This window comes from Haladaptatus sp. W1, from assembly GCF_001723155.1.
In the GTDB taxonomy this organism is placed as follows: Archaea; Halobacteriota; Halobacteria; order Halobacteriales; family Haladaptataceae; genus Haladaptatus; species Haladaptatus paucihalophilus.
The window spans coordinates 1-21062 of record NZ_MEIH01000022.1; the positions used below are offsets into that span (position 1 = coordinate 1).

Annotated in this window: 22 protein-coding genes and 2 pseudogenes; 12 read left to right on the top strand and 12 right to left on the bottom strand. The window is 62.5% G+C overall.

Annotated features, from left to right (window positions below; genetic code table 11):
• Positions 1-174: 174 nt before the first annotated feature.
• Together BG842_RS00915 and BG842_RS00920 are read right to left on the bottom strand one after the other, a co-directional pair.
• Positions 175-1848, bottom strand: a complete 1674-nt coding sequence (locus tag BG842_RS00915) for a TrkH family potassium uptake protein (protein ID WP_007983597.1) — start codon at positions 1846-1848, stop codon at positions 175-177.
• Between the two features lies 1 nt (position 1849).
• Positions 1850-2527 carry a TrkA family potassium uptake protein gene (locus tag BG842_RS00920; protein WP_069449303.1) on the bottom strand — a complete coding sequence of 226 codons (678 nt, stop codon included), beginning with the start codon at positions 2525-2527 and terminating at the stop codon, positions 1850-1852.
• Positions 2528-2880: 353 nt separating this feature from the next.
• Here BG842_RS00920 and BG842_RS00925 point away from each other — a divergent pair, with 353 nt between their 5' ends.
• The 3 genes from BG842_RS00925 to BG842_RS00935 all read left to right on the top strand — a co-directional run bounded on the left by BG842_RS00925 (position 2881) and on the right by BG842_RS00935 (position 5350).
• Positions 2881-3417, top strand: a complete 537-nt coding sequence (locus BG842_RS00925; RefSeq protein ID WP_069449304.1) for an HIT family protein — start codon at positions 2881-2883, stop codon at positions 3415-3417.
• Between the two features lie 57 nt (positions 3418-3474).
• A complete protein-coding gene (locus BG842_RS00930; protein ID WP_069449305.1) occupies positions 3475-4428 on the top strand; it encodes a cation diffusion facilitator family transporter in 954 nt (317 codons plus the stop codon).
• A gap of 82 nt (positions 4429-4510) precedes the next feature.
• Positions 4511-5350 (top strand): plastocyanin/azurin family copper-binding protein, encoded by an 840-nt coding sequence (locus tag BG842_RS00935; protein WP_069449306.1) that lies wholly within the window; start codon positions 4511-4513, stop codon positions 5348-5350.
• A 128-nt stretch (positions 5351-5478) separates the two neighbouring features.
• Here BG842_RS00935 and BG842_RS00940 read toward each other — a convergent pair whose 3' ends face one another.
• Positions 5479-6348: a hypothetical protein gene (locus BG842_RS00940; protein WP_254662807.1), complete on the bottom strand. Its 870-nt coding sequence runs from the start codon at positions 6346-6348 to the stop codon at positions 5479-5481.
• Positions 6349-6798: 450 nt separating this feature from the next.
• A complete protein-coding gene (locus BG842_RS00945) occupies positions 6799-8052 on the bottom strand; it encodes a tRNA (N(6)-L-threonylcarbamoyladenosine(37)-C(2))-methylthiotransferase (protein WP_069449307.1) in 1254 nt (417 codons plus the stop codon).
• Between the two features lie 117 nt (positions 8053-8169).
• Between BG842_RS00945 and BG842_RS00950 the strand changes: the two genes are divergently transcribed.
• Together BG842_RS00950 and BG842_RS00955 are read left to right on the top strand one after the other, a co-directional pair.
• Positions 8170-9381: a PQQ-binding-like beta-propeller repeat protein gene (locus BG842_RS00950; RefSeq protein ID WP_069449308.1), complete on the top strand. Its 1212-nt coding sequence runs from the start codon at positions 8170-8172 to the stop codon at positions 9379-9381.
• Positions 9382-9683: 302 nt separating this feature from the next.
• On the top strand, positions 9684-10412 hold the full coding sequence (locus tag BG842_RS00955; RefSeq protein WP_069449309.1) for a hypothetical protein: 729 nt from the start codon (positions 9684-9686) through the stop codon (positions 10410-10412).
• Between the two features lie 34 nt (positions 10413-10446).
• On the opposite strand, the gene deoC is transcribed toward BG842_RS00955, so the two are convergent.
• The gene (gene deoC, locus BG842_RS00960; protein WP_007983578.1) at positions 10447-11082 is read right to left on the bottom strand and encodes a deoxyribose-phosphate aldolase; all 636 of its coding nucleotides are present in this window, start codon (positions 11080-11082) and stop codon (positions 10447-10449) included.
• A 35-nt stretch (positions 11083-11117) separates the two neighbouring features.
• Entirely contained in the window at positions 11118-11543 is a 426-nt protein-coding gene (locus BG842_RS00965; RefSeq protein WP_069449310.1) for a phosphate-starvation-inducible PsiE family protein, read from the bottom strand.
• Between the two features lie 76 nt (positions 11544-11619).
• Here BG842_RS00965 and BG842_RS00970 point away from each other — a divergent pair, with 76 nt between their 5' ends.
• From BG842_RS00970 to BG842_RS00990, 5 genes are all read left to right on the top strand, one after another.
• Positions 11620-12582 carry a ribose 1,5-bisphosphate isomerase gene (locus tag BG842_RS00970; protein WP_069449311.1) on the top strand — a complete coding sequence of 321 codons (963 nt, stop codon included), beginning with the start codon at positions 11620-11622 and terminating at the stop codon, positions 12580-12582.
• Positions 12583-12692: 110 nt separating this feature from the next.
• A complete protein-coding gene (locus BG842_RS00975) occupies positions 12693-13364 on the top strand; it encodes a helix-turn-helix domain-containing protein (protein WP_069449312.1) in 672 nt (223 codons plus the stop codon).
• 91 nt (positions 13365-13455) lie between these two features.
• Positions 13456-13812 (top strand): hypothetical protein, encoded by a 357-nt coding sequence (locus BG842_RS00980; protein WP_069449313.1) that lies wholly within the window; start codon positions 13456-13458, stop codon positions 13810-13812.
• A gap of 83 nt (positions 13813-13895) precedes the next feature.
• Positions 13896-14714 carry a DUF63 family protein gene (locus tag BG842_RS00985; protein ID WP_069449314.1) on the top strand — a complete coding sequence of 273 codons (819 nt, stop codon included), beginning with the start codon at positions 13896-13898 and terminating at the stop codon, positions 14712-14714.
• Between the two features lie 202 nt (positions 14715-14916).
• Positions 14917-15804, top strand: a complete 888-nt coding sequence (locus tag BG842_RS00990; RefSeq protein WP_007983567.1) for a carbohydrate kinase family protein — start codon at positions 14917-14919, stop codon at positions 15802-15804.
• 17 nt (positions 15805-15821) lie between these two features.
• Here the strand turns inward: BG842_RS00990 and BG842_RS00995 are convergent, their stop codons facing one another.
• A complete protein-coding gene (locus tag BG842_RS00995) occupies positions 15822-16163 on the bottom strand; it encodes a hypothetical protein (protein ID WP_069449315.1) in 342 nt (113 codons plus the stop codon).
• A gap of 130 nt (positions 16164-16293) precedes the next feature.
• Here BG842_RS00995 and secF point away from each other — a divergent pair.
• Both secF and BG842_RS01005 read left to right on the top strand, forming a co-directional pair.
• A pseudogene (gene secF, locus BG842_RS01000) lies at positions 16294-17153 on the top strand (protein translocase subunit SecF).
• Positions 17150-18706 carry a preprotein translocase subunit SecD gene (locus BG842_RS01005; protein ID WP_069449316.1) on the top strand — a complete coding sequence of 519 codons (1557 nt, stop codon included), beginning with the start codon at positions 17150-17152 and terminating at the stop codon, positions 18704-18706. Before secF ends, BG842_RS01005 begins: the two are co-directional and overlap by 4 nt.
• 416 nt (positions 18707-19122) lie before the next feature.
• Here BG842_RS01005 and BG842_RS32400 read toward each other — a convergent pair whose 3' ends face one another.
• The 5 genes and pseudogenes from BG842_RS32400 to BG842_RS01020 all read right to left on the bottom strand — a co-directional run bounded on the left by BG842_RS32400 (position 19123) and on the right by BG842_RS01020 (position 20886).
• The gene (locus tag BG842_RS32400; RefSeq protein ID WP_256388486.1) at positions 19123-19248 is read right to left on the bottom strand and encodes a hypothetical protein; all 126 of its coding nucleotides are present in this window, start codon (positions 19246-19248) and stop codon (positions 19123-19125) included.
• Between the two features lie 50 nt (positions 19249-19298).
• Positions 19299-19676 (bottom strand): annotated as a pseudogene (locus BG842_RS01010) (CobW family GTP-binding protein); the annotation flags it as partial.
• A 288-nt stretch (positions 19677-19964) separates the two neighbouring features.
• Positions 19965-20135 (bottom strand): hypothetical protein, encoded by a 171-nt coding sequence (locus BG842_RS29450; RefSeq protein WP_007983401.1) that lies wholly within the window; start codon positions 20133-20135, stop codon positions 19965-19967.
• Positions 20136-20174: 39 nt separating this feature from the next.
• Positions 20175-20357, bottom strand: coding sequence for a hypothetical protein (locus tag BG842_RS01015; RefSeq protein WP_069449317.1), 183 nt, complete (start codon positions 20355-20357; stop codon positions 20175-20177).
• Positions 20358-20457: 100 nt separating this feature from the next.
• Entirely contained in the window at positions 20458-20886 is a 429-nt protein-coding gene (locus BG842_RS01020; RefSeq protein ID WP_069449318.1) for an OsmC family protein, read from the bottom strand.
• Between the last annotated feature and the right edge of the window lie 176 nt (positions 20887-21062).

A 21062-nucleotide genomic window follows, 5' to 3' on the forward strand; every position in this document is an offset into this window, starting at 1 on the left:
GACACGAGCATAAAAACCCCTCTCTGTTGGAGGGAGTTCGAACCGTTTATTCGGCCGCAGTCTTGCGATTTGACCAGATTATGGGTTCTGAGCGTCCCATTTCGTTTATAGACGCCACTGAATCGTTAATGAGGGCGAAACGCTCTACAACAGCCGAATTATTTATATACCAGTTCAGGGGTTTAGACCGAGTAATGCCGACCGAATGAATACGAGCACCGGGATTATTTCGAGGCGGCCGATCCACATGTTCAGGATGAGCATTCCCTCACCAAACGACGACATCTTCGGGCCGACGATACCGGTCGAAAGGCCGACGTTTCCTTGGGCGCTCGCCACCTCGAACAGCGCATCCGCGTAACCGAATCCGGGAGCAACGTTGACGAGAAGGACGCTTCCGGTGATGAGGAGGATTATCCACAACATGCTCACGATGGCCGCCTCGCTGAACTCCTCGAACATCTGGTCGCGTTTGAGAACCCGGTCGCCGATTCGCGTGTTGATGACCGCCGAGGAGGGGAGGAACACCCGGGTGAACTCCCACTGAATCCCCTTGCTGATCATGTAGCCGCGAATGATTTTGATGCCGCCGACGGTGCTTCCGGCGGCACCGCCGAGCACCATCGCGCCGCTGACGATGAGTTTCCCGCCCGGTCCCCAGTCACCGATGTTGGACGACTGAAACCCCGTGCAGGTCAGCGCGCTCACGAACTGGAACGTGGAGTCGCGGGCCGCGTCCGCCGCCAGCGGCGACAGGCCGATGTCTTCGAGTCCGGCCCAGCCGATGGGGTGGAAGGCGGCGCTCGCGGACGGCAACGAGACGATGTTCTGGACCGAGAGCACGACGACACCCGCACCGAAGATGATGAAGAGCCAGCGCGTCTGGGTGTCCGAAACCAGCGGCTTCGGGTCCCTATCGTGGAGCATGACGTAGTGAATCGGGAAGGCAATGGCACCGAGCGCCATTATCGGCAGGAGTACCGCCTCGACCAGCGGTGAGTGATAGGACTGGATGGAGTTGTCCGTGACGCTGAACCCACCCGTCGAAAGCCCCGTCATGGCGTGATTGAGCGCCTGCCAGAACGCGTCGAACAGGGGGAGGTGCGGCTTGGCGACGACGATGGCGACGAACAGCGCCGCCACGGAGAGTACGGTGTAGAGCAGGAAGATACGCCACACCGTCTGGACGGTGTGAATGATGCTCGGATGAATCCGCTCTTCGCGCGCTTCCGCCCGGTAGAGCGCGTAACTCCCGCTCCCCGGCCGGGCGAGAATCGCCGTCGTGAGGACGATGACGCCGACCCCGCCGACCCATTGGATGAGCGACCGCCACCACTGGACCGCCCGTGGAAGCGTCGGTTCGTGCACCGCCATCGTCAGTCCGCTCCCAGTCCACCCGGACATGCTCTCGAAGACGGCGTGAAGCGGGTTCTGGAAGTACGCGAGGCTGGACATCGTGGTCGCGCCGCCGACGCGAATCGGGTCGTACGCCGCGCCGGACGGGACGTAGGTGTTCATCACCGAAACCGGCGTCAGATGCGCGGCGAAGAACAGGGGCAACGACCCGAAAATCGCGGTGGCGAACCAGCCTCCGGCGGCGATGACCATCCCGTGTTTCATCACGGGGTCAGGCGCGTCCTCGAAGACGATGCGCGCCGCGCCACCGGCTGCGGCCGTGATTCCTCCGGCGATCAGGAACGCGAGCGCCGCGTACCACTCTTCGAACGCCAGCGCGAGGACGACGGTGAACGTCATCATCGCCGCCTGCATCAGTACGAGCGCACCCACGTCCCGAAGGATGGTTGCGAGGTGCGCCGGAACTCCGGCGACCGTTTTCCGTCGAACCATGTCAGTCGTGGTCCTCGTAGTGACCGAAGATGTCGGTCACTTCCGGCGTTGCCCCCTTCTCGGAGAAGACGGTGATGAGGTCGCCACCCCGAATCTCCGTGTTCCCGCGCGGGGTGATAACCTCGTCGTCCCGCTCGATTGCGACGACGAGCATCCCCTCGTCGAACAACTCGTCGTCCGCCGCGGCGGACAGGGTGAGTCCGGCGATGGGCGCGTAGGAGTCGACCGTGATTTCGAACACTTCTGCTCGGTCGCCGACCTTCATGTAATCCTTGATGGACGGGCGTTTGACGGCCCGATAGAGGTAATCCGCGATGAGTCGCTGGGGGTTCTCGATGACGTTTACGCCGATTTGGCGGAAGATGCTCATGTGTTCGGGATTGTGCACCACCGAGACGAGCGACGGGACTTCGAGTTCCTGTCCCAGCAGGCTGACCATGATGTTCGTCGCGTCCTGGTCGGTCGTGCTGATGAGCGCGTCCGCGCGTTCGGCACCCGCTTCCTCCAGCGTATCGAGGATGGTCGCGTCGTTGTTGAGGACGAGGCAGTCGAACTCCATCGAGGCGCGTTCCGCCCGTTCCGCGTCCTTCTCGATTACCACCACGTCGTTGCTGTTCTGTGTCGCAATGCTGATGAGCTGCGAGCCGATGTCGCCCGCACCGACGATGATGAGATACATTCGTTATGCCCCTCTCCGAAGCCATCGTTTGAAAAGATACTGTTGTCGCGTCATTCGACTGAAACCCCGTCACAGGGTGTCAATCGGCGATGAGAGACGTGGTAAGACCCCCTTTCGACACGGTTATGCACGAGTTAAACGGGCCATAACGCCCGTTTCTCGACGAATCGAGGACATCAGAACCGTCCGTGTCCATTTTTAAGTGCGGCGAGGAGCGTTCATTCGGGAAACCGGACGATATGGTACGCTGGCGCGGGTTCGAGGTCCCCGCCCGGACGTACCAGCGACGAACCGATTTCGGCGGCCGCGCCGCGAGTCTGAAAACCTAAACCGGAGCCATACGACATGCGGGTATGCAACAGGTCTTCGCACCGTGGCGGATGGAGTGGGTCGAACGCGACACCGACGAGGATTTCGAAGGCTGTGTCTTCTGTGCCTTCCCGAAGCGGGACGACGACCGGGAACACCTCGTCGTCGCGCGGAACGACCACGCGGTGGTCATGCTGAACAACTACCCGTACAATCCGGGACACGCGATGGTTATCCCCGACGAGCACACGAGCGACTATGCGAACCTCGGCGAGGAAGTTCTCCTCGGGCACGCCCGGATGAAACAGCGGACGTTCGATGCGATGGAGGCGGCGTTTTCGCCGGACGGCTTCAACGCCGGATTGAACATCGGGGAGGGGAGCGGTGGCTCCATCGACCACCTCCACACGCACGTCGTCCCGCGCTGGACCGGCGACACGAACTTCATGCCCGTTATCTCGGACACGAAGGTCATCGTGGAAGGACTCGAAGACACCTACGACAAACTCCACGCCGCGTTCGCCGAACAGGACGGCGCGACCGTTCCGGACGCGGATTCGGCGGTGTCGTTCGAGGACTGAACGAGGTCTTTCGGGACCGCCGATATACCCATACGGCGGGCGGTCCAACTACGGACGATGAACCGGGCGGGGGCGATTCGGACCGCGGGTGCCGTCATCCTCACGGCGAACCTCCTCTTAGCGCTCGCCAAGGGTGGCGTCTGGTTTCAGACCGGGAGCCTCGCGGTCGGGTCCGAGGCCATCAACAGCCTCTCGGACGCGATTTACAGCCTCGTCGTCCTCGCGGGACTGTACCTGACGACGCAACCGCCGGACTTCGAGCACCCGCACGGTCACGAGCGAATCGAGCCGTTCGTCTCATTGTTCGTCGCGCTCGGCGTGTTCGCGGCGGGTGGCTTGGTGCTCTACCGAGCCGCGAGTGCGATTCTCTCCGGGGACATCACGACGACGACGAGCTACCTCGCCGTGGGCGTCCTCGTCGGGAGCGGCGTCGTCAAGTACGCCCTCTTCCGCTACTGCTTGCGAATCGGAGAGGCGGTTAACTCGCCCGCCGTAATCGCGGCCGGACTGGACAACCGAAACGACATTTTGACGGCCGGAGCGGCGCTGGTCGGCGTTCTCGGCGGTCGAATCGGGCTGCCCATCCTCGACCCGCTCGCGGCGGGAGTCGTCTCGTTCGGCATCCTCTACACCGGGTGGGAGATCGTCCGCGACAACGTGGACTATCTGGTCGGGCGGGCACCGCCGGAAGACCTCCGCGCGACAATCGTCCGGCGGGCGCTCTCGAACCCCGACGTGGAGGGCGTCCACGACGTCGTTGCCCACTACGTCGGCCCCGAAATCGACGTGAGCATGCACATCGAGGTCGAGGGCGACCGGACACTCATCGAAGCCCACAACATCGAAACCGACGTCATCCGGTCCATTCGGGACATTCCGGAGGTGGACGACGTGTTCATCCACGTCGACCCGAAGGAACTTGGCGAGTGGAAATCGGACACCGAGGCCGACCGGCTTGCGGAGACGGCGATTCCGGAGGACGTGGAACGCCGTGAGGAACTGTCGGAGTGAGAGCATTCCGCACGCTTTTCATCCCTCGGGAATCGGGTATCGGTCTTTTCTACCGCGAATTAGTAGTTTCGAGCGTACTGCTATGACCTCCATCTTCGACAGACGAGCGATGTTGAAAGCGACGGGTACCGTGCTCGTCGGTGCTTCTCTCGGCGGCTGTTTGGCGGACGGAAACTCCGGGTCGGAGTCGGACGACTCGCCCGCCGACGTCACCGTCGTCGTCGGTCCCGGCGGCGACCTGACGTTCGATCCCGACGACCTCGAAATCACCACCGGAACGACGGTCGCGTGGAAGTGGGAAGGGAACAACCACAACATCGTCGTGGAAGACCAACCCGACGGCGCGGACTGGAACGGCACGCCCGGCGCGGACACCAAAATCTACAATGAGGGCTATCGCTACACCTACACCTTCGACGTGCCCGGCACGTACGACTACTACTGCAACCCCCACCGAGCGGCGGGCATGGTCGGCAGCATCACCGTCACGAAGGACGGAAAAGGTACGAACGGAACCGAAGACGGAACGGGAACCGACCCCGACAGGAAAGGAATCGAAGACGGTGGGAAGGGGAGCGAAACCGGCGGACCCACGATTCCCGAAGACCACGCGACGGCGGCCGACCTCCCCGTTCGGGTCGGTCCCGACGGCGACCGGACGTTCACGCCCGGGACGGAGCGCCCGCTCGTCGTCCCCGCGGGAACCGAGGTCACGTTCGTCTGGGAGACGGACGGGAACAACATCGTCGTGGAGGACCAGCCCCACGACGCGAGTTGGACCGGTACGACCGGCGGCATGAGCAGGGTCTACGACGCGGGGTACGAGTACAGCCACACCTTCGACGTCCCCGGAACGTACGAGTTCTACAGCGCCCCGTACGAGAGCGCGGGCATGACGGGAACGATATACGTCACGAAGTGACGGGCTGACCGTTTCGAGAATCGTGCCGCGTCTTACTCTTCGAGGTCGACTTCGATTTCGTCACTGACGGCCCCGCCGAGGCGGGTCGTCACCACGCCGTCGGTGTACTCCGTGTCGAACGACCCCGATCACTCGACGCGCTCGCCAGCCGCGACGGAGCGCTCGATTATCGTGGATTCGTCGTCGTCGGCGATACCGGTCGTCGGCCAGTAGAGCGCGGCGAGGAATCGACCGTCGTTTTCCGAGCCGTTTTTTACCACGAACGACAGGTCCACGCTGTACTGCTCGACCGTCGCGTCGAACGATTCGAGTTCGAACGTCGGCGCCGGTCGGCCGAGCGTCGCTACCACATCGTCCGAAAGCTCCCACTCCGCCGTTTCGCCGCCGTACCGACAGCGAATCGCGGCCTCGCTCGCGTCGAGCGGCGACGGCGGTTCGAACGCCAGCCAGCCGACCGCCCCGCCAGCGGCGTACGGCGCGCCGTACCGGATGTCACCGTGTTCGGCGAGGGAACTCGTGTAGGCGCCCGTCGTCCGGTCCTCGATTTCGACCGTCGAATACGCCTCGCCGTCCACGACGAGTTCGAAGGCGTCGTACGCCGGGTCGCCTCCGGCATCGACCGCGTTCCCCTGTTGGCTCTGGACCGCCGCGACGACGAACTGCGTTCCGTCCGACTGTAGCACCCCATCCGAACCCATGATGGACTCGTAGGTAATCGCCTTTCCGACGGTCGGGTTTGCAACGGCAACGCGCACCTCGCCGAGGGATTTCACCGACGACTCCGGCAGGGAAAACGAGGCGTTTTCGGCGGTGGTCGTGTCGGGCGGGCCGTCGCCGGTCGTCGATTCGTCCGTGGTGTCGGCCGTCGATGTGTTCGTCTCGTCCGTCGGTGTGGGCGATTCGCTTCCGCTTCCGGTCGGACTCTCGCTGAGACAGCCCGCGAGTCCGGCGGACAGCGCGCCGACCGTGGCGAGGAGTTGACGTCGGTTGGAGGGCATCGGTCACGGATTTTACGTATTCGGGTATATATTTTCTGTCTATGATGATGGCGATGGGGAGTTGATTTTTCCTTTTGTCGGAGGGTGGCTGTCGGAGAGCAGTCCTCGAAAACCCCCGCCCGCTTGCGACGAGATGGTGGCGGTTTTTCTGTGACTGCAACGACAGACGTCACTGAAACCGCAACCGCACAGCAACCGCATCAGCCACACCCTCCCCAACCGATTCGCTTCGCATCCGCTCAGTCATCCACCGTCAGAGCGGAGCTCTGACGAGCCATTCGTTCGTTCCGTTGTCACTCACGAAGACCTCGCGCGCTTCGCGGAGACGACGTGGACGAGATGTCCTCGTCGTCCCGCCAGCGCGCGCCGGTGTGGATAATTAGAATCGCAAGAAACCCTCTCAAAATCCGTAGTTCGAGAAAAAACCCCGTTTCGGAACAGCTCTACGCCTCAGACAGGCGTTCCGAACGCGTAGACGGTCTGGTGGCTGGTGACTTCCACGTCGAGGAAGTCGCCGGGTTCGATGCCGTGCTCGGAGGCGTTCTGGACGATGATTTGGCGGTAGGCCTCGTCGCGGCACTTGACGGAATCGCCGGTGCCCTCCTCGACGACCATGACGCGCTTTTCGGTGCCGACCATCTCGTCGTAGGCCGCGCCCACGATGTCCATCTTGAGTTCGGACATCTCCTTGGAGCGCTCCTTTTTCTTGGTGCCGCCGAGACCCTTCATCTCCGCGGCGTCGGTGTTCGGGCGCTTGGAGAATCGCGTGACGTTCAGCTTCTCGGGGCGCGTCTCGCGGAGGAGCGCCATGCTCTGTTCGTGGTCGTCGTCGGTTTCGGTCGGGAAGCCGACGATGAAGTCCGTCGAGAGCGTCCAGTAGTCGAGGTACTCGTCGAACGTCTCGACGATTTCGACGTACTCCTCGACCTGGTGCTGGCGGCGCATGTCGCCGAGCACGTCGTTCGACCCGGACTGGACCGGCGCGTGGATGAAGTTGTACAGTTCGTCGTTCTCGGCGAACACTTGCGCGAGTTCCTCGCGGATGCCGTGGACGCCCTTCGGGTTCGCCATGCCGACGCGGACCCGGAAGTCACCCTCGATTTCGTTGCAGATGCGGTCGAGCAGGACGTGGAGTTTTCGCTCGCCGCGGTCCCAGCCGTAGACGCCGGTGTCCTGTCCCGTAATCCTGAGTTCTTTCGCGCCCGCGTGAACGAGCGCTCGGGCTTTTTCGACGTTCTCCTCGACGGAGGGCGAGTCGATTTTTCCCGTCGCGTGCTTCGTGATGCAGTACGAGCAGTCGGACATACAGCCGCGAGCGATGGGGAGGATGCCGACCACGCCGTCCAGCACGGGTTCGACGCCCGGTCCGGGGGTCGGACACTCGCCGTTCGTGACCGCCGTCGGAACGTCGTCCCAGTGCATGATTTGGGCGTCCACGTTCTCGGTTCGGAACTCGTCACCCTGTGCGAGCGCCATACACCCCGTGATGATGAGGTCCGCCGTCTCCGATTGCAGTTCTTTCGCCCGGCGAACCATGTTCCGCTCCGTCTTCTCCACGACAGTACATGTGTTCATTATCGCAACGTCGGCCTGCTCGGGACCCTCGACGCGGTAGTGGCCAGCGTCGCGCAGTGCGCACTCTATCTGGCGACTCTCGCCGCGATTCGAGGTACAGCCGTACGTTTCTATGTGATACCGGGCCATTCACTCCTCGATTTCGGCTACGCGGGCAAAAGGGCGACGGTTGTGTGCCAAACCGTGCGAGAAGCGCGCGACGAATCGTGAAGAAAGCTTATTATTTCCTATTGGAAAGCGGGTGTAATGCGCTCTCCATCACGTCGGAATTTTCTCGCCGCCCTCGGCACTACCGCGACCATCACCGCGACCGCTGGTTGTGCGGCCACCGAATCGCAGTCGGACGACGCCGCCTACGCGGCGGGGGACCGACCCGACTGGCCGACGGCCGGACACGACGGGGTGAACACCGGCTACAACCCGAAGGGCCACGGCCCGCGTTCAACCCCGAAAATAGCGTGGAAGACGCGCCTCGGGATGACCACCGGGCCGCCGGTCGCCGCCGACGACCGGGTCTTCGTCCCGGACGCGGAGAAGCTCGTCTGCTACGACGCGGCGGACGGAACGCAACGCTGGGAGTACCGACCGCCGGGCGACGGAAATATCTGGTCGGCACCGACCGTCAGGGACGGAACCGCCTACGTGAGCGGCCCCGACGAATCGGTGACGGCGGTGGACGTGAAATCGGGAACGAAACAACTGATGTTCGAGACCACGGGCTACGTCTCCGGTTCACCGCGGCTCGATTCCGACGGCGAGTCGTTGTTCGTCGGGACGAGCGACGGCTGGATTCACTGCTTCGACTTGGAGGAAAACGAGGAGCGCTGGCGACAACAGGTGTACGGGGAGATAGACGCGCCGCTGGCGGTGGCACACGACCGCACGCTGTTCGCCACGACGTACTGGGGGGAGGTGTACGCCTTTTCGGCCACGAACGGCGGCCGGATGTGGCGGCGGAAACTCCCGAGTATCATCACTGCCGCGCCGACACTCGTCCAGCAGTCGCTCTACGTCCCCGGAATCAAGGGACAGGTGTTCTGTCTCGACACCAACGCGGGGGCGGGCGGCACGAGGTGGAAGACGGAGCGCGGTGGCAACGTCTCCACGCATCTCGCTATCGCCGAGGGGACGGTCTTCGGCGTCACGGGCGACAAACTTCACGCCATCGACGCCGACTCCGGGGAGTCCCGCTGGTCGTTCGGACTGTCGGACATCAGTTCATGTTCACCGGCGGTCGCGGGGGATACCGTTTACGTCGGTGACGGAAGCGGGGCCGTGTACGGCATCAAAACGAACGGGGGGTCCGGCGTCGGCGACACCCGGTTCGGCGCAAAGCGGTGGAAACTCCGTCTCGACGGACGGGTTCGGGACGCCTTCGCCGTCGCGGACGGGACGCTGTTCGCCGCCACCGATTCGAGCGACAACGCGCCGATGCTGTACGCGCTCCGAGAGGAGTGAGTCCCCGACGAATCCTGTCAACGGTCCCGAAGTTGACGGTAATGGTTCGTATCCTCGAACCCGGACGGGGCTGAATTCGGGGCGAAAGATGACTTTTACGGAGCCTTTTGTTTTCGTTTCGGTTGTACTATTTCTGCCATCTCCTCGAAATATTTTCCTTCTCTCGGACAGTAACGGGTGCGAAACATATCCGAATTCATTCGCCGTTACTCGCTTTCCCCGCTGTTTAGGCGGCCAACAACAAACTGGCTGTGGTCCCATCAATGGATGAACCACGCGACCGCGTGGGGAGAAAACGAACTATGACACAATACGACATCGTCTTACAAGCGGGTGGTCTTCCCGGATGGCTTCAGGACCCCATAGCTGGGTTCGTCGCATTGATTCCGCGCCTCGTCGGCGCGGTCGTTATCCTGCTCATCGGCTGGGTCATCGGACGCGGCGCAGCGGCCGTCGTCCGCAGACTCGCGGATAGAATCGAACTCGACAGAATGGTACTCGATACGCCACTGGGTCGGATGCTCGGCGGAACGGAGAGTGCGGTATCCGGCGCGTTCGGCAAACTCGCCGCATGGTTCGTCTACGCGTTGGCGATCCTCGCGGCGGCGAACGTACTCGCCATTCCGAGGCTCTCGTTGTGGGTTGCAACGGCGGTTTCGTACCTGCCAGCGCTTATCGCGGGACTCTTAGTCATCATTCTGGGATTCGTCGTGGCCGACTTCATCGGCGACGCCATCATGCGAACCCGCGCGGCGACTCACACCGACTACACCAATTGGTTCGCGACGGGGACCCGCCTGTTCCTGTACTTCACCGCCATCGTCATCGGCCTCGACACGATGGGAATCGACGTCGGCATCCTCTACCTGTTCGCTCGCGCCCTCGCGTGGGGCTTCGCGGCCGCCATCGCAATCGGCGCTGGCGTGGCGTTCGGGTGGGGCGGACGGGATTACGTCGCCGAACACATCGACGGGTGGATGAGCAGCGCACGACAGGGTACGCCGAGTCCGCAACCGAGCGACGACGACTGAAAAGAGACGTCCCGCGGGTGACCTCCCGCGGACCCTATCCGCGGAAATCCTCGACGATTTCGACGCCGCTGCTCGCGCCGATGCGCTCGGCACCGGCGTCGAGCATCGCCTTCGCTTTTTCGTAATCGCCGATGCCGCCGCTCGCTTTGACGGGGAGGTACTCGGCCATCAGTTCCACGTCCTCGACTTCCGCGCCGCCGTCAGCGAACCCCGTGGAAGTCTTGACGAACGCCGCGTCCGCCTCCTTCGCCAATCGGCAGGCATCGTGTTTCTCCTCGTCGGTGAGGAGCGCCGTCTCGATGATGACCTTCACCGGAATCGGGACGGCGGCGACGACTTCCTCGATATCCGCCCGTACCGCGTCGTGGTCGCCCGCCGTCAGTCGCCCGACGTTGATGACCATATCTAGTTCGTCCGCGCCGTCGTCCCACGCGCCGACCGCTTCGTCGCGCTTGGCGTCGGTCGCGTGCTGGCCGTGCGGGAACCCGACGACGGTTGCGAGCGTCACGTCCGGGGCGTACTCGGCGGCCTCCGCGACGTAACACGGCGGGATGCAGGCGTTCATTCCGTACTCCTCGGCGTCATCCAGTACGGCCTCCACGTCCGCGAGGGTCGTCTCCGGTCCCAACACCGTGTGGTCGATTTTTGCAGCGAGTTCTGATTCGTTCATAGCGGGGTGGATGGCCCGCCCCGGTAAAAATCCCGCTATCGTCGGGACACGACCCACAGCACCGTCCCGAGTCCGACGAGCAACAGCGTGTACGACCCGGCGGCGATGGCGGCGTTCGTGACCGACGAATAGCCGTCGATTTGGAACGTGATTGCCTTGCGGACCAGCGCGATGATGCCCGCGTAAACCGTCGCTCGCACGACGCCGACTTCGCCCTCGGACTCCACGTAGGCGATGACCGTCCGATAGATTTCGGCGACGATGAACAACAGCAGCACGATGTCGACCAGTTCGATGAGGCTTCGCGGGTCGGTCGCACGACCGGCCTGGAGAAAAGAGAGCGCGAGGAAGCCGAAATCGAGGAGGCCGACGACGAACAGGCCGACGAGCAGATAGGCGGCGACGAGTTCGGCGACGCGCATCACCGACTCCGAGGCGGCTATCGGCGTGTCGAGGTCCATGTTTCCCGTGCAACTGCCGCCACCGTAGAATTTCCGCCGGACTATCTTTTTCACTCCGATAGTCGTAGGCATCCACATGAACGACCCTGCTATCACGCCCGCCGTCGCCGCCGTCGCGGACGACATCGCCGAGATGGAGATTCGCGGCGCGGCGGCCATCGCCGACGCGGCGGCCGCGGCCATCGGCGAGCAGGCGCAAGCCAGCGAGGCCGACACCGCAGAGGAGTTCCGGGCGGAGATTCGCGCCGCTGCTCGGCGACTCCACGAGACCCGGCCGACCGCGGTGAGCCTCCCGAACGCCCTTCGCTACGTCCTGCAGGGGATGGAGGGGGACACTGTGGCGGAACTGCGGGACAGCGTCGTAGCGACCGTCGTGGAGTTCCGGCGGGAACTCGACCAAGCGCAGGACAACCTCGGGCAAATCGGCGCGAATCGCCTCCGCGACGGCGACACCATCATGACCCATTGTCACTCGACTGACGCGCTCTCTTGCGTCCGCCACGCGCTGAACGACGGCAAGGAGATACGCGCCATCGTGAAGGAAACCCGGCCACGGAAGCAGGGCCACATCACCGCCCGCCAACTGCGCGACTGGGGCGTTCCCGTTACCCTCATCGTGGACAACGCGGCCCGACGGTATCTGAACGACGCGGACCACGTGCTCGTCGGCGCGGACTCCATCGCCGCCGATGGGAGCGTCATCAACAAGGTCGGCACGTCTGGATTGGCCGTCAACGCCCGCGAACGCGGCGTTCCCATCATGGTCGCCGCACAGACGCTGAAACTCCATCCGGGGACGATGACGGGCCACACCGTCGAAATCGAGATGCGAGACGAGCGGGAAGTCCTCCCCGACGCGGAACGCGAGGCGGTGGGCGACGTGCGCGTCGAGAACCCGGCGTTCGACGTGACGCCGCCGCGGTACGTGGACGCCATCGTCACCGAACGCGGACAGTTCCCCCCGGAGAGCATCGTGACGCTGATGCGCGAGCTGTTCGGAGACCAACAGAACGGCGAACCGTGGGACGAACGGTCCTGACGTGACCGATTCATCCGAAGCGATGCTCTTCTCTACGGGCGGAGCACCATCGACCGGAACGGATTCCACCGAGTCGTTAAGCCGGTAGCAGTGCTAGGGGGGAGGGTATCATGGCTGTCGTTGCAGAACTCACCCTTCAGTCGAATAACTTCCCGTTGGGAGACCTCCTCACTACGGGGACGGACATCCACATCGAGTTCGAGCGGGTCGTTCCGGTCGGCCCGCGCGTCGTTCCGGTTTTCTGGGCGTGGGGGGACGACCTGTCGGACTTCAAAGCGCGAGTGCGTGACGGCCCGTACGTCAACGACCTCACGGAACTCGACCGCGTGGACGACCGCGTTCTCTATCTAATGGATTGGGAGATTCCCGACGAAGCCTTTCTCGAAGGGCTACAGGAGACGAACAGCATCATCAGAACCGCGGAAGGCTACGACGACGAGGACTGGTCGTTCGAACTGCTCTTCCCGTCGTACGACGACCTCTCCGAGTTCCACAACTACAGCCTCGAAAACGACGTCAAGTACACCCTCGGTCGAATCTATACGCTCAGGGAAGTGGGGAAAAGTCGACCGGCCCTATCGCTGACCGAGGAACAACGGGAGACGTTGCTCCTCGCACTCCAACGGGGATATTTCTCTACGCCGAGTCGCGTGACCCTCGACGAGTTGGCGACGGAACTAGACATCAGCCAACAGGCGTTGTCCGAGCGGATTCGACGCGGAAACGAATCCCTCCTCGAACAGACGCTTTTGGGAGCGGACGACGGCGACAAGCGTGAGTGACCTGTCACGACCGGGGCTTCTTATAAACGTCCCGTTCGAACAAGCAGACCCTTGAACAGAAACTGTCCGCTAGCGTAGACATAGATACACGATGGTGAACACTGACTCTCGGCGACGTTCCGCGCTGTCGGTGGACGATATCATGGGCATCACGGCCGAACCGTATCGGCGCCGGATTCTCTCCTACCTGTCGTCCATCCCCGAAGACCGGTGCCCGGTCGTCGAACTCGTCGACGTTCTCCAGTCGAAGGAGACCGGAGACGACCCCTCCGAAAAGCGGGTGCGCCAACGACTGCATCACATCCACCTTCCGAAACTACAGGACCACGGCCTCATCGGGTACGACGAAGGGGAAAACGAAGTCCGATACATCGGGTCTCCGCGGTTGGAAACCTTTCTCGACCGGATGCAGTCGCCCGATGACGATACCGCGGACGGGGATTCGTAGCGCGGTGCGCTCACCGTCGCCGTCGGCACGAGGGGAGCACACAGACCGCAAACCTTTCCCTACCTCCGTTCGCGTGTCGGTGTATGGTACTGCCGGACGGGTTCGCGCTTCCCCCCATCTCGTATCTTCTCCCGCTTTTGCTGGCGGTCGGTGTCGTTATATGGCTGCTCTGGCGTGCGGAACCGACCATCTCGGAGCGGACCGTCGTGTCGCTCGCGCCGTGGATGGTCGTCGGTGCGGGACTGAACGCGCTGTATCAACTGCCGGGGTCGCCGATTCCTGACGCCCTCCTACCGCTATTCGGCACTCCTGCCGTCTATCTCACGACGTTCGCGGTAGCCGGGGCCGTCTGGTTGCTCTCGATTTATCGTCTCCGAGCCCCCGTTCCCCGTGTGCTCGCCGGTACCGGACTCGTGGGCGTCGCGGTCGTCCTCCTCGTCGCACTCTGGTACGGCGTCCAGCACGACAGTCTCCGCCTGTTCTGGCCGTTCGTGGCGCTCGTCGTCGCGGTGATTCTGACCGGACTCCTCTGGGCGGCGACCCAGTTCTTCTATCCCGACGTCGCCATCATCACGGGAGCGGTCGGCGTCCTCACGCTGTTCGCCCACGCCTTGGATTCCGTCTCGACCGCGGTCGGTATCGACGTGCTCGGCTTCGGCGAGCGCACGCCGCTCTCGCAAGCCATCCTCGAAATCGCCCACTCGCTCCCGACGGCGGACTCCTTCGGCGTCGGGTGGCTGTTCGTCGTCGTGAAACTCGCCATCGCGGAGTTCGTCGTCCTGCTGTTCGCGGATTACGTCTCCAGCGAACCGACCGAGGGCTACCTCCTGCTCGGCGTCGTCGCGGCGGTCGGACTGGGGCCGGGCGCGCACAACCTCATCCTGTTCGCGGTCACGGGCTGAGAGGGATTCTCGTAGCCAACTGGACTGTTCTCCATCGAGGGGCCACGACGCGTTTCGATTCCGGAACGGGAAATCGATAGACTTCTACGATACTCCCCGTGAGTCGTCACGTTCCCGGCCACGGAGGAAGTCGTCAGGATTTTTTACTACTACGGGGTAACAAGAGGGATATGCCGTCCACGAACCGCTTTAGGAGTGTGCTATGGTTCGAGTCGTAACCGCGGGCCACATCAACTGGGACGTGACGCTCAGAGTGGACGCCCTTCCCGACCCCGACGGCGAAGCCCGTATCTCCTCACAGCGGCGCTCTGGCGGCGGCAGTGCCGCGAACGTCGCCGCCGCCCTCGCGGGGATGGACGTCTCGACCGGGCTGGTCGGGAGCATCGGCTCCGACGAACACGGCTTGCTGGTTCGAAACGAACTCACGAGCGTCGGGGTGGACTGCACGCACGTCATCGAAGTCGCGGGTGTCGAGACCACGACGAAGTACCTCATCGTGGACGAACGCGGCGAGGTGATGGTGCTCGGAAACGAGGGGGCGAACGAAATCATCTCGCCCGAGGACATCGACTCCGAGTACGTCAGGTCGGCGGAACACCTCCACCTGACCAGCCAGCGCCCGGACACGGCGGCCGAACTCGCTCGAATCGCCACCGAGGCGGACATGTCCGTGAGCTTCGACCCCGGCCGTCGTCTCGGCGAACGGGACTTCTCGCGGGCGTTGGCCTACTCGGATATCGTCTTCCTGAACGACCGCGAAGCGGCGACCATTTTGGACAGCGATTTGGAACACCCGTCGTCGGAGCTACACGGCCGGGTCGTCGTCATCAAGCACGGACGCAAGGGCGCGCGGGTCGATACGACCGACGGCGTTTACACCCATCCCGGGTTCGTCGTCGAATCGGTCGATTCGACCGGCGCTGGCGACGCTTTCGCGGCCGGGTTCATCACCACTCTGCTCGATTCGCACGACTACGAACAAGCGCTGGAGTTCGCCAACGCTTGCGGCGCGCTGACTTCGATGGCGTCCGGGGCGCGAACGGCCCCCACGCGCGAGCGCGTCGAGGCGTTTCTCGACGAACAGTTCTGACTGCTCGGCGAACGGTTCTACACTTCGTTCGGTCCGTCCGCGCTCTGTACCTGCCAGCCGCCCTGAATCCCACAGGCCTCCCGCACCTCGTATTCGATGTCCGTCTCGGGTCCCATTCGATCACCGCCTTCGATGCGCTCGACGCGGAGCGGTACGTCGAGCGTGTTTCCACAACACCCCACGTCGAGGAACTCGTTCCACGTGTCTCCCTCGTGGAGTTGACCCTTGGTCTTCCGGAGGTACGCTTTGAAATACCTCGTTCCGACCTGAAACCGACCCCAGTTGCTCAGGTCCTCGGGATACGAGACGACGACCTTCGTCGCCGAGTCGTTCGCTGCGTTCGTCTTTTCCACCGACATAGTGGAGGATAGGGTCCGAGGATAATTATGCCTTCGTCCGATTTTTGCCGCCCTTCCTTCGGTTTCGCGTGACCTCTTCGGCCGTAGTAATTAAGAAGGCTTATTCAGGGTCGCACCGCACCCAACGGATATGGTAGAGTTTCAAGTACCGGAGGTCGATTACACCCGGTACTCGAATCGGCAACTCGCGGGGGTTCCCTCGCTATTCTCGTGCTGGCGTTGCTTGTCATCGCCGGTTGGTATGCCGCCACCGGCGCACCAGTGACACCGGGTATCGATTTTACGGGCGGAACCGAAATGAGAATTCAGACGACTGCATCGCAACATCAAGTCAAAACCTCGTTCGATTCCGAGGTCGCGTCGGTGACTCCGGCGCAGTCTTCGAACAACGTCTATATTGTCACGTTCCAAGACACTGATACGAACTCTCTCACGTCGCAAGCGGAGGACCTCGGGTACGACGTGCTCTCCATTCAGAGTACGTCGGCGAGTTTCGGGTCGAGCGCCCAACAACTCGCACTCTACGGCATCGTCGCGGCGTTCGTCGGCATGAGCATCATCGTCTTCCTCATGTTCCGGTCGTTCGTTCCCTCCATCGCGGTCGTGCTCTCCGCGTTCAGCGACATAGTGATTCCGGTCGCGCTGATGAACCTTCTCGGCATTCCGCTCTCGCTGGGGACCGTGGCCGCGCTCCTGATGCTCATCGGGTATAGCGTGGACTCGGACATCCTGCTCAACAACCACGTCCTCCGGCGGTCCGGCGGCTTCTACGAGAGCACCTACCGCGCGATGCGGACGGGTGTGACGATGACCGTCACGTCGCTCGCCGCGATGGCGGTGATGACCATCGTGGCGTTCATCTTCCAAATCGGTCTGCTCACGGCCATCGGTACCGTCCTCGTGATGGGACTGGCGACCGACCTGATGAACACGTACATGCTCAATCTGAGCCTCCTTCGCTGGTACAAGTACGAGGGGGTGGGACGATGAGCATGCGCGACCAATGGCGTGTCGGCCTGCTTCTCGTCCTCCTGCTCGGAAGCGCCTTCGCGCTGTTCGTCCCGCAGGGCGGAAGCGGCGGAAACGCCAACCTCGCCGCGTCCAGTTCCGGCCCGACCAATCTGAAGTACGGTCTCGAACTGGCGGGCGGGACGCGAATTCGCGCGCCCGTCAACGGCGTCACGGCCGAGCAAGTGAGCGCACCGAACGGAACGTCCCGAACGGACATCCAGAAGGCCGTCGCCGGGGACATTCCCAGCGTCAGTCAGTCCGACGTGGCGATTCGAACCACGAAAACCCAGAGCACCGTCGAGGTCTTCTCGGACAACGTGACCACCGAACAGGTCAAGTCGGCGCTGGACGGCGAGAACATCGAGTACGAAACCGTCCGCGAAGGCGTGACCGCACAGACGCGCGACGATATCGTTCGCACGCTGAGCGATAAAATATCCAAGGCGGGACTCGCCGGGGGTCGCGTCCAGCAGGTCACGGCGGCGAACGGCAAGCATTTCATCCAAATCGAGATGCCAAACGCCAACCAGTCCCAGATGGAGAGTCTGGTCACGAAGCGCGGGAAGGTCTCTATCGTCGCTCACTACCCGACCGGCAACGGGACGCAGGCGAACACGACGCTGTTCACCCAGCAGGGAATCTCCAACGTCGGACCCGCACAACAAGCCGGTACCGATAATCGGTGGGGCGTCTCCGTTTCGCTCTCCGACGAGTCCGCGAACAAGTTCGTCCGCGTGATGAACGAGAAGGGCTTCACGAGTTCGCAGGGTATCCTCGCCTGTAACTATCCGCAACAGTCCGCCGACAAGGCGGGATACTGCCTCTACACGCTCACGGACGGCCGCGTAGTCTACGGTGCGGGAATGGGGGAGGGCCTCGCCCCGTCCGTCAAAAGCGGCGAATTCAAAAACAACCCGACGTTCAGGATTACCGCTTCCAACGCCTCCGAGGCGCGCCGTCTGCAGATCAACCTGCAAGCGGGTGCACTCCCGGCGGCACTCGACACGCAGGAGGGGACCACGACCTACCTCCAGCCGAGTCTCGCGAGCCAGTTCAAAGTCGATTCCCTCATCGCCGGTATCGCGGCCGTGTTCGCGGTCAGCGGCGTCGTCTTCCTCCGCTACGGAAAGCGCGAGGTCGCGCTGCCGATGATTCTGACTGCCCTCTCCGAGGTGTTCATCCTGCTCGGCTTCGCCGCCGCGGTGAAACTCCCGCTCGACCTCTCGCACATCGCCGGGTTCATCGCGGTCATCGGGACCGGGGTGGACGACCTCATCATCATCGCCGACGAGGTGATGAGCGAAGGGGACGTCAACTCCTCGCGCGTCTTCCAGTCGCGCTTCCGCAAGGCGTTCTGGGTCATCGGGGCCGCCGCCGCGACGACCATCATCGCCATGAGTCCGTTGGCGGTGCTCGGACTCGGCGACCTGCAAGGGTTCGCCATCATCACCATCCTCGGCGTGCTCATCGGTGTACTAGTCACCCGACCGGCCTACGGTGACATCCTCCGCTACCTGCTGACGGACAAATAACCGTCGGCTATCGAATCGGTCGCTATTCTTTCTTCGAACTCATCCGGGATTTCTGGACGGTACCTTCGCTAGAATCGAGCGCTACGTCGGCGAGCGGTTGATACAACTCGGAATATATAATAACTAGAAAAATACTAAAATAAAAATATCTAGGCTATGAATTTATATCGGTGCAGTATCCATCTGGAGTTGCGATGCAACGAGATTCCGACGACGATATCAGACGAAGCGATGTGCTCCGAGACGTTCACGAATCGGCGCGCGAGACGGAGACGAAGCGACGTGGATTCCTCCGTTCATCGGGGGGACTCGCCGCATCGCTCGCTGTCCTGCCGCTGATTTCGAACGTCACGTCGGCGGAGCCCGACCTGACGCCGACCAAGGAGCGGCTCAATTCGATCGCAAAGGAACACGAATCACCGGCAGTCGCCCGCAAGGCGGTTCGAGCGACCGGTGGGGAGCTGTTGCGTGCGCTTTCGGACCGCGGACTGCTGGAGGATGCGAGCGTGGAATCGCTCGGCATCGACGAAGTACTTCCCCATCAAGACAGCAGCAGGGTCGACAACGGCGTCATCGTGCTCTCCTACGACCACAAGGTATCGAGTCGGTACTTCTCGGTCGGGTCGGGCGTTTCGTCGTCCATCCCGAGCAGCGTCCGCGCAAGCGGGATGGGTTCGCTCACGCCCGACGCTTCGATGAGGAGGCAGTCGAACTCGCGATCGTCGAGTCTGGAAAGGGTCGAGCGGAGGTCGTCCTGTAGCTGACAACAGATACAGCCGTTGGAGAGGTCAATTACGTCGTCGGTTTCCCCCTGTATCAGCTCGGTATCGACGTTCATCTCGCCCACGTCGTTGACCACGACCGCGACCTGTCGGTCCCCCGGGTCGCGGAGGACGTGATTTATCAGCGTCGTTTTGCCCGCCCCGAGACAGCCCGTTACCACCGTGATCGGCGTTCGGTCGTCTCCCATGGGGTTGCCTTCGGGATGCGGCATCATAGCGTTTGGTTGTGAATACGAACTGATTTTTTCGCTCGTCGAGGTCGGGCGTCCGCTTTCTTCGTCCCATCAGTAGACAGGGAGGGAACGAGAAGCGCGAATCGAACGATTGGCCCCATAAGTACTACTACCAAGTATGACTGTACAGTATGATTGTTCAATCTGACCAGCATTACCAATGGGTCATACCAACGTGGTGTGAGATGTCGAAATGACGGTCACAATCGGTCGGAGTGAAGGAAAACCAGCAAATCGACCGGCTCAGGCCTTCGCGCCCGCGACCCCGCCGCCGATGGCCGCGCCACATTCATTACAGGCGACCAAGTAGAACCGTTTCGAGGCCGCGAAGAAACCTGTCGTGGCGTCCATCTCCACGAATTCGACATCGGACTTTTCGGAGAGCTCCGCTTGACATTCGGGGCAGTGTACCATACCCCCGAATTGTGATAACTAACCTATAGCTTTTTTCTTTCAAGCACCGCCACCGGCCTTCGCACCAGCGACGCCGCTTCCGATAGTCGCACCACAGTCGGCGCAGTTCACGACGTAGAACCGTTTGGAGGCCGCGAAAAAGCCAGTCGTGGCGTCCATCTCCACGAAATCGACGTCCGACTCCGTTTCGAGGGTCGCATCGCAGTCGGGGCAGTGTACCATGACTGCACCGTTTGCGCGGAGTGTTAAATTTCCTATGGAATCGCTCATCGGCGGAAACACGACGGCTTCACCGACGTCGCCGAAAAACGGGTCGCGGTCGTTAGCTCTTCAGCGTCGCGTCAAGCGTGATGTCCGGTCCGGCGAGCGCCTTCGAAACCGGGCAGTTTTCCTTGGCGTTCTGCGCGAGGTCGTCGAACGTCTCCTCGTCGATGTCGGGAATCTCCGCCGTCAGCGTCAGGTCGATGCGCGGAATCTCGAAGCCGCCCCCGTCCGCTGGTTTGAGGTGCACGTCCGCCTCCGTCTGGAGGCTGTCCGGCGTGTAGCCCTCCTCTTCGAGGAACGCCGTCAGTTGCATCGAGAAACAGCCGGAGTGGGCCGCGCCGATGAGTTCCTCGGGGTTCGTTCCGGGTTCGTCCTCGAAGCGGGTCGGGAACCGGAACGTTCCCTCTATCTGGCCGCTCTCCGTTTCGAAGTCGCCGCTTCCGTCCTTTCCTCCTTGCCACGTCGTGTCAGCTTGTCTTGCAGGCATCGTCACGCCCGGCTACAGTCGGCAGTCGTATGGAAGTATCGGCCCCCGAAGTCCAGGTTAGCGTCAGTCGAGGGCGAGGGAAGTTATATAACTCCCCTCCGGGAAAAAACGGACGAAGAGGGCAATGACCCGCGAATCCACCACGCCCGTCAGGACGACAGCGCGGTCACTCGATA